Consider the following 13,009-nt stretch of genomic DNA (forward strand, 5'->3'; position numbering starts at 1 on the left):
AGCCGCAGGCGCTTCAGCGGCCGGAGCCGGCGCTGGTGCAGCCGGCGCGGCAGCCTGGTCGCCGGTGGCCGGTGCGGCCGGTTTGGTTTCGGGCGCCGGGACTGTCAGCAGTTCGGCCGGCTTGCCCGGCTCCTCGACCATCGCCAGCACCTGGCCGGCGGCATCCTTGGGAACCGAAACGACGGCGGTCTGCACCGAGGCGGTCACCACGGTACCGACCGTCGAACGCAGGGCAATCGTATAGTCGCCCGGCTTCAGCGGATCGNACCGAGGCGGTCACCACGGTACCGACCGTCGAACGCAGGGCAATCGTATAGTCGCCCGGCTTCAGCGGATCGTCGAGCACGATGACAAAGGCTCCATCGGGGCCCGCCACCGTCGCACCAAGCACGGTGGTGCCGCTCAGGATCTCGACCTTCGAATTGGGCGCCGCATTGCCGGCAACCACGATCGAACCGTTGCCCTCGACGCGCACGACGTCGAATGTCGGCGCGATCGGACCTGCCGCCGCGGGCGCTGCCGGCGCCGGTGCATCCGCTGCCGGAGCCGTCGCCTGTGGTGCCGCGGCGGGAGCGGCCGGCACCGCCGGTGCTGGCAACCGCCCTTCCGTGCCGGGATCCGCCGGTTTCGCCTCGGGCGGCGTCAAGGCCGCTACCTGCGCCGGTGGCGTTGGATGAAGATACGGGTCGAGTGCACCCGATACATAGGCGGTTCCCGCAGCCGCGACGGTCCCACCCGCCGCGAACAGGAACGCCTTCAGTGGATTAATTGCCATATTTCCCTACCCCTTAGCCACCTAACGCCGGTCTAGCGTGTTTTCCCAATGCCGACAAGAAAAACGGGCCGACAAGAAAAACGGGCAGACAAGAAAAAGGGGCCGACAAGAAAAAGCCCGGCCTTATTACCCTTGGGGCTTGACCCCGCTTTCAGACCCAATCACCAATCGTCGGCATGAACACGATTCGATCCGTCTGCGTCTATTGCGGCTCGTCTCCGGGCCGTGATGAAACCTATGCCAAGGCCGGTCACCTGCTCGGGCGCTCGCTTGCACGCTCCGGCCTCAGGCTGATTTATGGCGGCGGCACCAAAGGTATCATGGGCGCTGTCGCCGAAGGCGCGCTCAAGGCCGGCGGCAAGGTAACGGGCATCATTCCGCGCTTCCTGATCAACAGGGAAGCAACCGAAACCGCGCTTGACCGGCTCGACGAGCTGGTGATCACCGACAATATGCACGAGCGCAAACATAAGATGTTCGAGAAATCCGACGCCTTTGTGGCGCTGCCGGGCGGTATCGGCACGGTCGAGGAGATCGTCGAGGTCATGACCTGGGGGCAACTCGGCCATCATCGCAAGCCGATCGTCTTCGGCAATGTCGGTGGCTTCTGGGATCCGATGCTGACGTTGCTTGATCATATGGCGGCGGAAGGCTTCATTCACACCGCGCAAAGGGTCAAGCCGCTGGTCGTCAACGACCCCGAGGCCATCGTCGCCGCCATCATGGTGGCAGGCTCCTCCGTCGACGCCCCGACCGAGGGCGTGCAGTCGGTGATCGATAAGATGTAAGGGAATAAGGGAATAAGGGAGTACGGCAGTAGGGGAAATCAAGGCGCATCGACGCCTGCCCTACTGCCCTACTGCCCTACTGCCCTACTGCCCTACTGCCCTACTGCCCTACTGCCCTACTGCCCTACTGCCCTACTGCCCTACTGCCTTCCTCAAATCCCCAATCACCGCCCGCCGGTCATGCCGGCGCCAGGCCAGATGGAGCGACACCGTGCGTTCGAACCATGGCAAATCGCGAAACACCACCCGCGGCGGTGCGGCGGCACGCAGGCTGGACTGAACCGTCGCCAGGCCGAGGCCGGCGCTGACCAGGCCGAGCGAGGTCAGCGGATCGGCTGTTTCATAGGCGATGTCGGGCAGAAAGCCGGCCTTTGCACAAGCGGCGAGGAACTGGCCGCGATTGGTGTCGTCGGGCTGGCGCACCACGGTGATCCAGGTGCGGCCGTCGAGATGCCGCGGCCCGATGTCGGCTAGCGCGACAAGTGGATCATCCTCGGGGATAGCCAGCACCAGCGGCTCGCGCCGCACCAGCATGCTGTCGATGTCCGGATCGTCGGCCGGGGCCGGAGCGTAGACGAAGCCGAGATCGAGCACGCGCTGCCGCAACTCGTCGAATTGCGCCGCCGTGCGCCGGCTCCTGAGCTGCAGATGGAAATCCGGCCGTTCGCGGCGGAATTGCCTGAGCATGTCGGCGACCAGCCCGGCGTGCACCGCGCCCTCGACATAGCCGATGGCGAGACGGCCGACCGCGCCGCTGGCAAGGTTGCGGCCGAACTCCTCGACCCGCCGCGCATCGGCGAGCAGCGCGCGGGCCTCGGTGAGGAAAGCGCGGCCCTCGGCATTGAGGTGGACGCGCTGCCTTGCTCGTTCGAATAGAGCGACGCCCAGTTGTGCCTCGAGCTGCATGATCTGCCGGCTGAGCGGCGATTGCGAAATATGCAGGATTTCGGCGGCGCGTCCGACATTGCCGGTTTCCGCAACGGTGACGAAATATCTGATCTGGCGCAGGTCGAACATTTTTCCGAAGCATCCAGTCCTGATAGGTCTCAACTTTATCCTAATCAGTCTTGGACAGTCTGACTAGCTAAAAGCGATACTCGGCCATCCCAACCAAGGAGACCGACATGCAGTTCTTTGCCCTTCTCACCCGCAACACCGCCAAGTTCAGTGACGCCGACTTCGCACCGCTTCTGCCCGGCGAGGCCGAGCAGCGGCGCACGCTTTACGCCGAAGGCGCGGTGCGCCAGGTCTGGAACCGCGGCGATGTTCCCGGCAGCGGCATGATGCTCGAGGCGGCCGACGACGCCGAAGTGCGCGGCCATCTCGCCACTCTGCCATTGGTCAAGGCCGGCATAATGGACGTCGCGGCGATCGTACCGCTGAACCCATATCCCGGGTTCGGGCCGAAGCGCTGAACCGCCGCAATTGCGATGCGGTGGTGGTGAAAGGCGCCGCCACCGCATTGCTGCCTGCTCGACACTTCGTGATTGGCTGTCAAGAAACCGTCACACGGAAGCGGGTTCATGCGTGCTAGAAATCCCGGTCAGGTGCCGCTGCGCGGCGCTGCTTCGTAACTTGTATCTGGCACTGCGCCCAATGGATGTCGCCCTCCCCGAAGGCACCGACCTGTCGCCCTATCTGCCCGACGAGCACGGGCTGTTCTTTATCTATCATTTCACCGCCAGTGGCCTGCGCACCAAGGATCCTGCGCAAGCGCAGTGGACCTGGCGCAGCTATCAGATCACCGACCTGCACGCCCGCCAGGAGATCGGCGCCGAAAAGGCGCTGCCGGCGCCGGCCCGCGATGCCTTCCTCGCGCCCAGCCATGGCTGCCATATCGACTACGAGGACAACTGGCTCTTTGGCGATTTGCCTGATCTCAGGCACGATTTTTCGGAGGCGCGCGGGCTCGTCCATTTCCGCTTTGCCTTCAACGACACGATGCTGATCGGCGCCCGCAAGCAGCCGCTGGAGTCGGTCGACGCGGTCCGCAAGGCGGTGGAGAACGGATCGCGGAAATTCCGCTCGCCGGCGGAGCTGATCGAGGCGGTGATGGGCCAGTCGCTCGACGGCATGGCGGCAGAACTCGGCAAGCTCGGCGACACGCTCGACGGCATCGAGGACCGCGTGGTGCGCGACGCATGGCACAATGAGCGCCAGGCGCTGGTCGAGGCGCGCCGGCAGCTGGTGGTGATCCATCGGCAGATGGCGACGCTGACCAACCTGTTCCGGCATCTCGACCATTCGCATCGCGACGAGCTGCCCGACCTGATCAACGACATGGCGGCCAGGCTCTCGCACCGCGCCTTCACGCTCTACAATGACGGCGAGCAGTTGCAGGCGCGCACGAGGCTGCTGCAGGACGAGCTGATGGCCAAGCTGACCATGCAGTCGAACCAGTTGCTTTATGTTCTCTCCGTGATGACAGCGGTGCTGCTGCCGATGACCATCATCTCGGGCCTGTTCGGCATGAATGTCGGCGGGCTGCCGCTCGTCGATACACCAATAGGCTTCTGGGTGGTGACGGCGGTGTCGGTGGTTATCGCGGCGGCCACCTATCTGTTCGTCAGGCGGCTTGGCCGGGGATTGTAACGGCAGCCCGCGGTTTCACGCCAAGGCGCGAAGATCCTCGATAATCGTGCCGGCGGCACGGACTTCCGCTTCATGATCCGGCTCACGCCAAGTCTCGGCGAGGCCCGCGGCGTACCATTCACGCATCGCCGGCAGCGCCAGCAGTTGCGTCGGATAGGCGGACGCCGCGCCCTCGAAGGTGAGCCCGTAGGACTGCGCCCGGAACGCCACCGGGGCAAAGAAGGCATCGGCGGCGGTGAAATGCGCGCCGGCGAAAAACGGCCCGCCAAAACGGGCAAGGCCATCGTTCCAGAGGTCGCCGAGGCGGAAGAGATCCTGCTTCAACGCGTCGGACATTGGAAACGGTTCGACGCGCACGCCGCAGCTCATAGGGCATGCGCCGCGCAAAGCTGTGAAACTCGAATGCATTTCGGCGGCGGCCGAACGCGCCCAGGCACGCGCCTTGGCCTCGACAGGCCAGACACCGTGATGCCGCTCGGCCAGATATTCGACAATGGCAAGCGAATCCCAGACCGCCCAGCCATCGTCGATCAGACAAGGCACCCGCCCGTTCGGCGAGAACGATCGGTAAAGGCTCCAGCTCGATCCGGTCGGAAACGGCATCAGCCGCTCCTCGAATGGAATGTCCAGCGCTCGCATCAAGATCCATGGCCGTAGCGACCATGAGGAATAGTTCTTGTTGGCGATGTGCAACTGGTACATCGAAACTCCCTATCGGGCGGAGGCCTTGCGTGCCGATGTCAGCATCGACCAGGAATAGATCGCCAGTGCCGTCCAGATCAGCGCGAAGGCGAGCGCCTGGATGGTGCCGAACGGTTCATCGAAGATCAGCACGGCGATCAGGAACACCATGGTCGGCGCGATATACTGCATGATGCCGATGGTGGAGAGCCGCAACAGCTTGGCGCCGAAGGCAAACAGCAACAGCGGCACCGATGTGACCGGACCGCAGCCGATCAGCAACGCCGTGTCGGTGCTGTTGCTGGACACGATGTGATCCTGTCCGGTCGCGATCAGGTAGACGATGTAGCCAAGCGCCGGCACCGACAGCAAAAGCACTTCGAGCAGAAAGCCCTGGCTTGGCCCGATCGGCAGCGTCTTGCGGAAGAAGCCGTAGGCGGCGAAGGAAAACGCCAGCGCCAGCGATACCCAGGGCAGCTTGCCGCCCTCGATCGTCAGCACCGCGACGGCGACCGCCGCAAGCACAACCGCGGCGATCTGCAAGCGGTCGAGCCGTTCGCCAAGCAGCAGCGCGCCGACGACCACACTGACCAGCGGGTTGATGTAATAGCCAAGCGCGGTCTCGACGGTGCGGTCGACGGCGATCGCCCAGACATAGATGCCCCAGTTGACCGAGATCAGCGCCGCCGTCAGCGCGGCCATGGAAATGGTGCGCGGCGAGCGCAATGCCGCTTTGAAGTCCGCTGTGCGGCCGGCCCAGATGAGAACCGCAGCGGCGATCGGCACCGACCAGACGATGCGGTGCGCGATCACCTCGGCGAGCGGCAGATGCGCCACTGCCTTCATGTAAAACGGCAGCAACCCCCACAAGAGGTAAGCACCCAGCGCCAACAGGAAACCGCGCCGGGCCTTCGAATCCGCGTCGAGCGTAACTACTTCAGTGACCATGGGCCAACGCTATGGCGCAGTCATCTCCGCAAGACCATCGCAAAGTTGTGATGGATCAATGGACTTTCGCTGATGGTTCAACGAGTGCTTACGCCACCGCACATTTGCACCAACCCAACAATCTTCTCGTTCTACCGTGAGTCCGGCAGGCTAACTCCTCAGGGGCGGCTCATAGCCTTCCCTGATTTCTCGCCCAGGCGGCGGCTGCGGTTTCTGTTCGTCACGCGGCCTTTTTTCATCTTCTTTGTCTTTGTCATCGCCCATTTCAATCACTCCTCAGTCAAAAATAAGATAGTGACCGTAAGTTATGATCCCACAAGCGAAGGGCAACAAGCTCCAAGCAAACCAACGTTTCGCTTGAAAATAGTTTTCCGACTTTTCATCATTCGCCTGCGCATTATGCGTTCCAAATGACACAAACTGATGTGTCACTGCGTCGGCAAATTCCTTATCGGCTGCCTGGCCATCTCCCCGGTAGTGCGACTCCAACTTATTATAATACTTCATCATTTCGCTTGGATAGTCAACATATTTATAAGTCCTACCATAAAATCCTACCAACAAAAATAATATAGATCCCCCTAATACAAATGAACATACCGCAAATAGAGAAAGTATCATCCTCTTGTCTGGGTACGGATTCTTTGACCCAATATCACTTATAACAAAGACCATTGAGACAACGATACCGGTAACGGCCGTCAACATGACACCGACGGAGCCATCCAACTTATCCTTCCTTTCAATTTCGAAAGAGTACATCTCTTTGAAGAAGAGGTTGATGTCCATATCTCACTCCGCCGCCACCAACCCTGCCATCTCACGGTTCTTCATCAGCTTGTAGACGATCGAATCCATCAGCGCCTGGAAGGACGCGTCGATGATGTTTTCGGAAACCCCGACAGTCCACCAGCGCGCGCCGGTGCCGTCATGCGATTCGATCAGCACCCGGGTGATCGCTTCGGTGCCGCCATTGAGGATACGCACCTTGAAATCGGCGAGTTCGAGATCGACGATCTCGCTTTGGTATTTGCCCAGATCCTTGCGCAGCGCGATGTCGAGCGCGTTGACCGGGCCATGCCCTTCGGCCACCGACATCTTCTCTTCGCCGTCGACCAGCACTTTCACGATCGCTTCGGACACCGTCTTCAACTGGCCATTGGCGTCGAAGCGCCGCTCGACCATGCAGCGAAACGAGGTGACGTTGAAGAATTCCGGCAGGCCATGCAGCATCTTGCGGGCCAGCAGTTCGAAGGAGGCGTCGGCGCCCTCATAGGCATAGCCATCGGCCTCGCGCTCCTTGACCACGGCAATCAGCGCGTCGAGCCGGTGATCGTCCCTGGGCACATCGATGCCACGCCGCTTCAGCTCGGCGAGGAAATTGGCCTTGCCGCCCTGGTCGGAAACCATGACGCGGCGGCGGTTGCCGACCGTTTCCGGCGGCACGTGCTCATAGGTCGCCGGCTCCTTGGCCAGCGCCGAGGCGTGGATGCCGGCCTTGGTGGCGAAGGCCGAGGCGCCGACATAGGGCGCCTGCGCCTCAGGCGCACGGTTCAGGAGTTCGTCGAAGGCGCGCGACAGCCTGGAGATGCCGGTCAGCGCTTCCGCCGAAACGCCGGTCTCGAAGCGATCGGCGAAAGCCGGCTTCAGCGCCAGCGTCGGCACGATCGAGATCAGATTGGCGTTGCCGCAGCGCTCGCCGATGCCGTTCAGCGTGCCCTGGATCTGGCGCACGCCGGCTTGGACGGCGGCAAGGGAATTCGCTACGGCCTGGCCGGTATCGTCATGGGCATGGATGCCGAGATGGTCGCCGGGAATGCCGGAGGCGATCACCTTCTCGACGATGGCGCGCACTTCCGATGGCTGCGTGCCGCCATTGGTGTCGCACAACACCACCCAGCGCGCGCCGGCGTCGTATGCCGTCCTTGCGCAGGCTAGCGCGTAATCGGGGTTGGCCTTGAAGCCGTCGAAGAAATGCTCGCAGTCGACCATCGCTTCCTTGCCCGAAGCGACCGATGCCTCGACCGAGGCCTTGATGGCATCGAGGTTTTCCTCGTTGGTGCAGCCGAGCGCGACACGGACATGGTAATCCCAGCTCTTGGCGACGAAGCAGATGGCGTCCGACTTCGATTGCACAAGGGCGGCAAGGCCGGGATCGTTGGAAGCCGAGACGCCTGCCCGCTTGGTCATGCCGAAGGCGACAAATTTGGCCTTCGCCGTGCGCTTCTGCTGAAAGAATGCGGTGTCGGTCGGATTGGCGCCGGGATAGCCGCCCTCGACATAGTCGAAGCCGAATTCATCGAGCAGCCTTGCGATGGCGATCTTGTCCTCGACCGAAAAGTCGATGCCCGGCGTCTGCTGGCCATCGCGCAGTGTGGTGTCGAAGAGATAGAGGCGTTGCTTTTTCATGATGGCAAGGTGCTTGAGCACCCCCCTCTGGCCTGCCGGACATCTCCCCCGCAAGGGGGGAGATCGGCAGCTTTGATGACAGCGCTGGTCCTGCAACGTCGACGATTGGCGAAAGCGAAGGCGACATCCAATCTCCCCCCTTGCGGGGGAGATGTCCGGCAGGACAGACGGGGGTGTGAAGGATCGCCGTGCATCGACTATACCTCCCCCGCAAACTTGTCCGTCGCCCGGATCAGTTGGTCAAGGATGCCCGGCTCCGAATAGGCGTGGCCGGCACCCTCGATCAGGTGGAAATCCGCCTTCGGCCAGGCCTTGTGCAGCGCCCACGCGTAGCGCGCCGGACACGGCATGTCGTAGCGGCCATGGACGATGGTGCCGGGGATGTCCTTGAGCTTGTGCGCGTCGCGCAGAAGCTGCCCCTCCTCCAGCCAGCCGGCATGGACGAAATAGTGGTTCTCGATGCGGGCGAAGGCGACGGCGTAGTCGTCCTCGCCAAATGGCCCGCTGGTCTCCGGCTCTGGCAGCAGCGTGATCGTCTCGCCCTCCCACAGGCTCCAGGCGCGAGCGGCCTCGATCTGCGCCTTGCGGTCGGACCCGACCAGCCGCTTGCGGTAGGCCGCCATCAGGTCGCCGCGCTCGGCTTCGGGGATCGGCGCCAGGAAGCGTTCCCACTTGTCGGGAAACATCTCGGAGACGCCGAACTGGTAGTACCATTCGAGTTCGGCCCGCGTCAGCGTGTAGATGCCGCGCACCACCAGTTCGCTGACGCGATCGGGATGAGTCTCGGCATAGGCCAGCGCCAGCGTCGAGCCCCAGGAGCCACCGAACACCAGCCATTTGTCGAAGCCGGCCATCTCGCGCAGGCGTTCGACGTCGGCAACCAGATGCCAGGTCGTGTTGGCCTCCAGCGAGGCGTTCGGCGTCGATTTTCCGCAGCCGCGCTGGTCGAACAGGATGACGTCGTAGCGTTTGGGGTCGAACAGCCGCCGGTGCTTCGACGAAATGGTGCCGCCGGGTCCGCCATGCAGGAACACCGCCGGCTTGGCGCCCTTGGTGCCGGAGCGTTCCCAATAGACCTGATGACCGTCGCCGACATCGAGGATGCCCGAGTCGAATGGTTCGATTTCCGGATAGAGGGTACGCAAGCTCATAGTTTCAGGCCCTGTTGCGGCCAGTTGGCCGTTTCGTGATCGGGATGCTGGAAGGAGATGATCTGCTCCTGCCTAGCGTAGAAGTCTGGATCCTGGTGAATGGGCTGGTCGAAGATCGTCTCCACCCAGGGCAGCCGCGCGGCGTAATTGACCTGGATCTGCGGCGCCAGATCCGAGCGGTCGTCGAAGGCGCCGATGGCGATCTCGAGCCCGCCTGGCTGGCGGTAGGTCAGCGGCGTGCCGCAGCGGGCGCAGAAGCCGCGATCGATATTGACCGACGACTGGAAATAGCTCGGTTCCTCGTGAGTCCATTCGACGCCGTCCTTCGGCACGGTCACCAAAGCGCCGAAGAAGGAGCCGAACTGCTTCTGGCACATCCGGCAGTGGCAGATGGACGGGCGCCCGAGCGCCCCCTTGATGCGGAAGCGCACGGCGCCACATTGGCAGCCGCCGGTTCGAACCTGATCGGTCATGATTTTTCCTTTGGCGGCCACTGTTCCGTATCGTGGTCCGGGTGCTGATATGAAACGAGATCGGCGAGATACGGAGCCGCCGATATGTCGGCCATTGTCTCCTCGCCTGGAAGTTCCGGGATGGTGTCGACATAGGGCAGTTTTGCCTCGGTGCCCCACTGGATCGTCGGCACGATGTCCGCCGGATTGTCGAACGCACCGATCGCGAGACCGACACCATCAGGCGCGGTGAAGGTCAGCGGCGTCCCGCAATTGGCGCAAAAACCGCGATCGACATGGCTGGAGGAGCGGAAATATTTCGGCTCGCCGCGCGTCCACTCGAACTTGGCGCCGCGCACCGATACCAACGGTGCGTAGAACGAGCCGAACGCCTTCTGGCACATGCGGCAGTGGCAGACCGAGGCATCGCCAAGCGCGCCCTCGACGCGGAAGCGCACCGCGCCGCACTGGCAGCCGCCCGTGTAGACCGGCCGGTTGTCGAGGCTCATCGTTGCTCACTCCGGGTCATGGCAAACCGCCTCGACATTGTTGCCGTCGGGATCGAAGACGAAGGCGCCATAGTAGCTCGGATGATAGTGCGGGCGCAGACCAGGCCCGCCATTGTCCTTGCCGCCGGCGGCAAGGGCCGCCGCATGGAAGGCATCGACCTCGGCACGGCTGCGCGCGGTGAAGGCAACGTGCTGGTGGTCTCTCGGCTTGTTCTTGCCGGTACTCAACCAGAACACCGGCCGGTCGCGGCCATAGCCGCCGACCTTGGCGCCGCCGGTGTATTCCAGCGGCACCATATAGAGCAACGACGCACCAAGCGGCGCCATCGCCTTGTCGTAGAAAGCCTTCGAAACATCGAAATCGGCAACGGTGATGCCGAGATGATCGATCATGGAACAGCCTCCCTTGCTGGTTCGCCCGCCGGTATCGCGGCATTGCCCAGGCCGGCCTCGACGACGATGTGCTGGCAAACATTGTCGATATCGCGAATGACGTCATCGTTCCAGAAGCGGAGGACGGTCCAGCCGCTGGCTTTCAAATAGGCGCTTCGCGCCTCGTCATGCCGCAGATGTTCGGCATCTGCATGCTGGCTGCCATCGACCTCAACAACGAGGCGACAGGCCGAGCAAGCGAAATCAACAATGTAAGGGCCGATCGGTACTTGCCGGCGAAAGCTCATTCCCATCAGTCGGTGGGCGCGCAACTCGTTCCAAAGCTTCAGCTCGGCATCGGTCATCACGCGCCGCATGGATTTTGCATTCTTGCGCTGTCGCGACGGAACGAGGTCGTGCCCCATCAATCACCTTTACGCTGAAGATTGGCGAAATCGCCGATGATAGGCAATCTCCCCCGCAAGGGGGGAGATCGGCTGTCGCCAGCGCCTCCGCCAACTTTGCAAAGGCGCTTGGCGCCACCCTCACCGCTTCACCTCCCACGTCGTGACACGTTCGCCGGTCACCGGATCCTTGCCGTCCTTCAGCTGTACACCTTGCGCCAAAAGGTCGTCGCGGATGCGGTCGGCTTCGGCCCAGTTCTTGGCGGCGATCAATTCCAGGCGCCTGGCGATCAATCTCGCGATCTCGGCCTCGTCGACCCTGGCCGCGCCGATGTCGAAGCCGAGGAAGAGAAGTGCGGCCTTCAGCGAAGCGGCGGCGGCGTTCCCGCCATGGCCTTCGACTTCGCTAGCCTCGCCGGCAAGCTGGGTCAATTGCTGGAATGCGGCGTAGGTGGCCAGGTCGTCGGAGAGGGTTTCCACGACCTTAGCCGGCAATTGTCCCGCCGCCGGCGCCAGATCGGCCGCGCGTTTCCATTTGCGCAACGTGTTCTCCGCTTCCTCCAGCTTGCGCACCGAAAAGTCGATCGGCTCGCGGTAGTGCGTCATCAGCATCGCCAGCCGCAGAACCTCGCCCGGCCAGCTGCGGCCGCCAAAGGTCTCGGTCTCCAGCAGTTCGTGGATCGAGTAGAAATTGCCGAGGCTCTTCGACATCTTCTGCCCTTCGACCTGCAGGAAGCCGTTGTGCATCCAGACATTGGCCATGACATCGGTGCCGTGGGCGCAGCGCGACTGGGCGATCTCGTTCTCATGGTGCGGGAAGATCAGGTCGAGGCCGCCGCCATGGATGTCGAAGACTTCGCCGAGATAAGCCGCCGACATCGCCGAGCATTCGATGTGCCAGCCTGGCCTGCCCCTGCCCCACGGGCTCTTCCAACCCGGCTCTTCAGGCGACGACAGTTTCCACAGCACGAAATCGCCAGGGTTCTTCTTGTGCGCATCGACGGCGACGCGGGCACCGGCCTGCTGCTCGTCGAGATTGCGCTTCGACAACTGGCCGTAGTCGGGCATCGACGCCGTGTCGAACAGAACTTCACCTGCAGCGACATAGGCATGGCCGCGTTCGATCAGGCTTTGAATCAAGCTGATCATGTCGGCCTTGCCGTCGGCGCGGGGCTCGACGAATTCGGTGGCGCGCGGTTCGACGGTCGGCTCCAGGCAGCCGAGCGTGGCGACATCCCTGTGGAACTGGTCGGCGGTCTTTTCGGTCACCCGCCGGATCGCTTCGTTGAGCGACAGCTTTCCGGCTGATATCTCGTCGCCGAAATCGCGCAGCGCGCGCGCGTTGATCTTGTCGTCGACATCCGTGATGTTGCGCACATACGTGACATGCGTTTCGCCGTATACATGGCGCAGCAAGCGAAACAGCACATCGAAAACGATCACCGGCCTGGCATTGCCGATATGGGCGAAATCGTAGACGGTCGGGCCGCAGACATACATGCGCACATTCAGCGCATCGATCGGCGTGAAGTCCGCCTTCGTCCGCGTCAGTGTGTTGTAGAGGCGCAGGCCCTTCGATGCGTCAGACATTCCATGCCTTCCCGGTTCAGAACTTTTGTCTGGATGGAGCCGGCCCCGCGCCGAGGCGCAAATCAGGCTCCAGCCTGCTGGCCGGGGCGTTTGTCCAATCTAGGGGAAGATGAGGCGAAAACGTCCGGACCAGCGCGAGGCTAGCCAATAATGCAGATGCCACAAATGGCGAAAGACGTTTTCATGGGCGGCTTTATCGCCTTGGCCAGTGTTGCCGTCAAGTCGCTGACCCCAGGAAAAACGTCATAAAGACGGTGAAGCGCGTCGCTCGATCACGCGGAATCAGGCAGTGAAACATTTTATTAAACATGTCGGCACAGTCATGAAACATTCGCCGG

14 protein-coding genes and 1 pseudogene are annotated in these 13,009 nt (G+C 62.6%); 3 read left to right on the top strand and 12 right to left on the bottom strand.

Translation table 11 applies throughout. The features are described from left to right. Positions 1-775, bottom strand: a pseudogene (locus X741_RS1000000167495) (peptigoglycan-binding protein LysM); the annotation flags it as partial. Between the two features lie 176 nt (positions 776-951). On the opposite strand from X741_RS1000000167495, the gene X741_RS153415 reads away from it, so the two are divergent. Continuing rightward, positions 952-1,563 (top strand): TIGR00730 family Rossman fold protein, encoded by a 612-nt coding sequence (locus X741_RS153415; RefSeq protein ID WP_023777842.1) that lies wholly within the window; start codon positions 952-954, stop codon positions 1,561-1,563. Positions 1,564-1,695: 132 nt separating this feature from the next. Here X741_RS153415 and X741_RS153410 read toward each other — a convergent pair whose 3' ends face one another. Then, the gene (locus X741_RS153410) at positions 1,696-2,580 is read right to left on the bottom strand and encodes a LysR substrate-binding domain-containing protein (RefSeq protein ID WP_023777843.1); all 885 of its coding nucleotides are present in this window, start codon (positions 2,578-2,580) and stop codon (positions 1,696-1,698) included. A gap of 107 nt (positions 2,581-2,687) precedes the next feature. Between X741_RS153410 and X741_RS153405 the strand changes: the two genes are divergently transcribed. Both X741_RS153405 and X741_RS153400 read left to right on the top strand, forming a co-directional pair. Then, complete coding sequence (locus tag X741_RS153405) at positions 2,688-2,978, top strand: muconolactone Delta-isomerase family protein (RefSeq protein WP_023777844.1); 291 nt, start codon at positions 2,688-2,690, stop codon at positions 2,976-2,978. A gap of 181 nt (positions 2,979-3,159) precedes the next feature. Beyond that, positions 3,160-4,155, top strand: coding sequence for a transporter (locus X741_RS153400; protein WP_023777845.1), 996 nt, complete (start codon positions 3,160-3,162; stop codon positions 4,153-4,155). Between the two features lie 15 nt (positions 4,156-4,170). Here X741_RS153400 and X741_RS153395 read toward each other — a convergent pair whose 3' ends face one another. The 10 genes from X741_RS153395 to cysS form a co-directional block, all read right to left on the bottom strand. Then, positions 4,171-4,857: a glutathione S-transferase family protein gene (locus X741_RS153395; protein ID WP_023777846.1), complete on the bottom strand. Its 687-nt coding sequence runs from the start codon at positions 4,855-4,857 to the stop codon at positions 4,171-4,173. Between the two features lie 9 nt (positions 4,858-4,866). Beyond that, a complete protein-coding gene (rarD, locus tag X741_RS153390) occupies positions 4,867-5,784 on the bottom strand; it encodes an EamA family transporter RarD (RefSeq protein WP_023777847.1) in 918 nt (305 codons plus the stop codon). A 276-nt stretch (positions 5,785-6,060) separates the two neighbouring features. Beyond that, positions 6,061-6,573 (bottom strand): hypothetical protein, encoded by a 513-nt coding sequence (locus X741_RS153385; protein WP_023777848.1) that lies wholly within the window; start codon positions 6,571-6,573, stop codon positions 6,061-6,063. 3 nt (positions 6,574-6,576) lie between these two features. Then, a complete protein-coding gene (cimA, locus tag X741_RS153380; protein ID WP_023777849.1) occupies positions 6,577-8,193 on the bottom strand; it encodes a citramalate synthase in 1,617 nt (538 codons plus the stop codon). A 197-nt stretch (positions 8,194-8,390) separates the two neighbouring features. Continuing rightward, entirely contained in the window at positions 8,391-9,344 is a 954-nt protein-coding gene (pip, locus tag X741_RS153375) for a prolyl aminopeptidase (RefSeq protein WP_031250025.1), read from the bottom strand. Beyond that, positions 9,341-9,817: a GFA family protein gene (locus tag X741_RS153370; RefSeq protein WP_023777851.1), complete on the bottom strand. Its 477-nt coding sequence runs from the start codon at positions 9,815-9,817 to the stop codon at positions 9,341-9,343. The genes pip and X741_RS153370 overlap by 4 nt, the downstream gene beginning before the upstream one ends. Further along, on the bottom strand, positions 9,814-10,305 hold the full coding sequence (locus tag X741_RS153365) for a GFA family protein (protein WP_023777852.1): 492 nt from the start codon (positions 10,303-10,305) through the stop codon (positions 9,814-9,816). Before X741_RS153365 ends, X741_RS153370 begins: the two co-directional genes overlap by 4 nt. A gap of 6 nt (positions 10,306-10,311) precedes the next feature. Further along, positions 10,312-10,698, bottom strand: a complete 387-nt coding sequence (locus X741_RS153360) for a VOC family protein (RefSeq protein WP_023777853.1) — start codon at positions 10,696-10,698, stop codon at positions 10,312-10,314. Then, on the bottom strand, positions 10,695-11,102 hold the full coding sequence (locus X741_RS153355) for an endonuclease domain-containing protein (protein ID WP_023777854.1): 408 nt from the start codon (positions 11,100-11,102) through the stop codon (positions 10,695-10,697). The genes X741_RS153360 and X741_RS153355 overlap by 4 nt, the downstream gene beginning before the upstream one ends. Positions 11,103-11,222: 120 nt before the next feature. After that, positions 11,223-12,671: a cysteine--tRNA ligase gene (gene cysS / locus X741_RS153350; RefSeq protein WP_023777855.1), complete on the bottom strand. Its 1,449-nt coding sequence runs from the start codon at positions 12,669-12,671 to the stop codon at positions 11,223-11,225. Positions 12,672-13,009: the final 338 nt, after the last annotated feature.

The organism is Mesorhizobium sp. LNHC221B00, assembly GCF_000502935.1.
Taxonomy (GTDB): domain Bacteria; phylum Pseudomonadota; class Alphaproteobacteria; order Rhizobiales; family Rhizobiaceae; genus Mesorhizobium; species Mesorhizobium opportunistum.

Bases quoted from the DNA above. Each gene is read 5' to 3' on its own strand.
- X741_RS153415 (WP_023777842.1), top strand. From the start codon at position 952: ATGAACACGATTCGATCCGTCTGCGTCTATTGCGGCTCGTCTCCGGGC.
- X741_RS153400 (WP_023777845.1), top strand. From the start codon at position 3,160: ATGGATGTCGCCCTCCCCGAAGGCACCGACCTGTCGCCCTATCTGCCC.
- cimA (WP_023777849.1), bottom strand. From the start codon at position 8,193: ATGAAAAAGCAACGCCTCTATCTCTTCGACACCACACTGCGCGATGGC.
- X741_RS153410 (WP_023777843.1), bottom strand. From the start codon at position 2,580: ATGTTCGACCTGCGCCAGATCAGATATTTCGTCACCGTTGCGGAAACC.
- pip (WP_031250025.1), bottom strand. From the start codon at position 9,344: ATGAGCTTGCGTACCCTCTATCCGGAAATCGAACCATTCGACTCGGGC.
- X741_RS153355 (WP_023777854.1), bottom strand. From the start codon at position 11,102: ATGGGGCACGACCTCGTTCCGTCGCGACAGCGCAAGAATGCAAAATCC.
- X741_RS153365 (WP_023777852.1), bottom strand. From the start codon at position 10,305: ATGAGCCTCGACAACCGGCCGGTCTACACGGGCGGCTGCCAGTGCGGC.
- rarD (WP_023777847.1), bottom strand. From the start codon at position 5,784: ATGGTCACTGAAGTAGTTACGCTCGACGCGGATTCGAAGGCCCGGCGC.
- X741_RS153360 (WP_023777853.1), bottom strand. From the start codon at position 10,698: ATGATCGATCATCTCGGCATCACCGTTGCCGATTTCGATGTTTCGAAG.
- cysS (WP_023777855.1), bottom strand. From the start codon at position 12,671: ATGTCTGACGCATCGAAGGGCCTGCGCCTCTACAACACACTGACGCGG.
- X741_RS153405 (WP_023777844.1), top strand. From the start codon at position 2,688: ATGCAGTTCTTTGCCCTTCTCACCCGCAACACCGCCAAGTTCAGTGAC.
- X741_RS153385 (WP_023777848.1), bottom strand. From the start codon at position 6,573: ATGGACATCAACCTCTTCTTCAAAGAGATGTACTCTTTCGAAATTGAA.
- X741_RS153395 (WP_023777846.1), bottom strand. From the start codon at position 4,857: ATGTACCAGTTGCACATCGCCAACAAGAACTATTCCTCATGGTCGCTA.
- X741_RS153370 (WP_023777851.1), bottom strand. From the start codon at position 9,817: ATGACCGATCAGGTTCGAACCGGCGGCTGCCAATGTGGCGCCGTGCGC.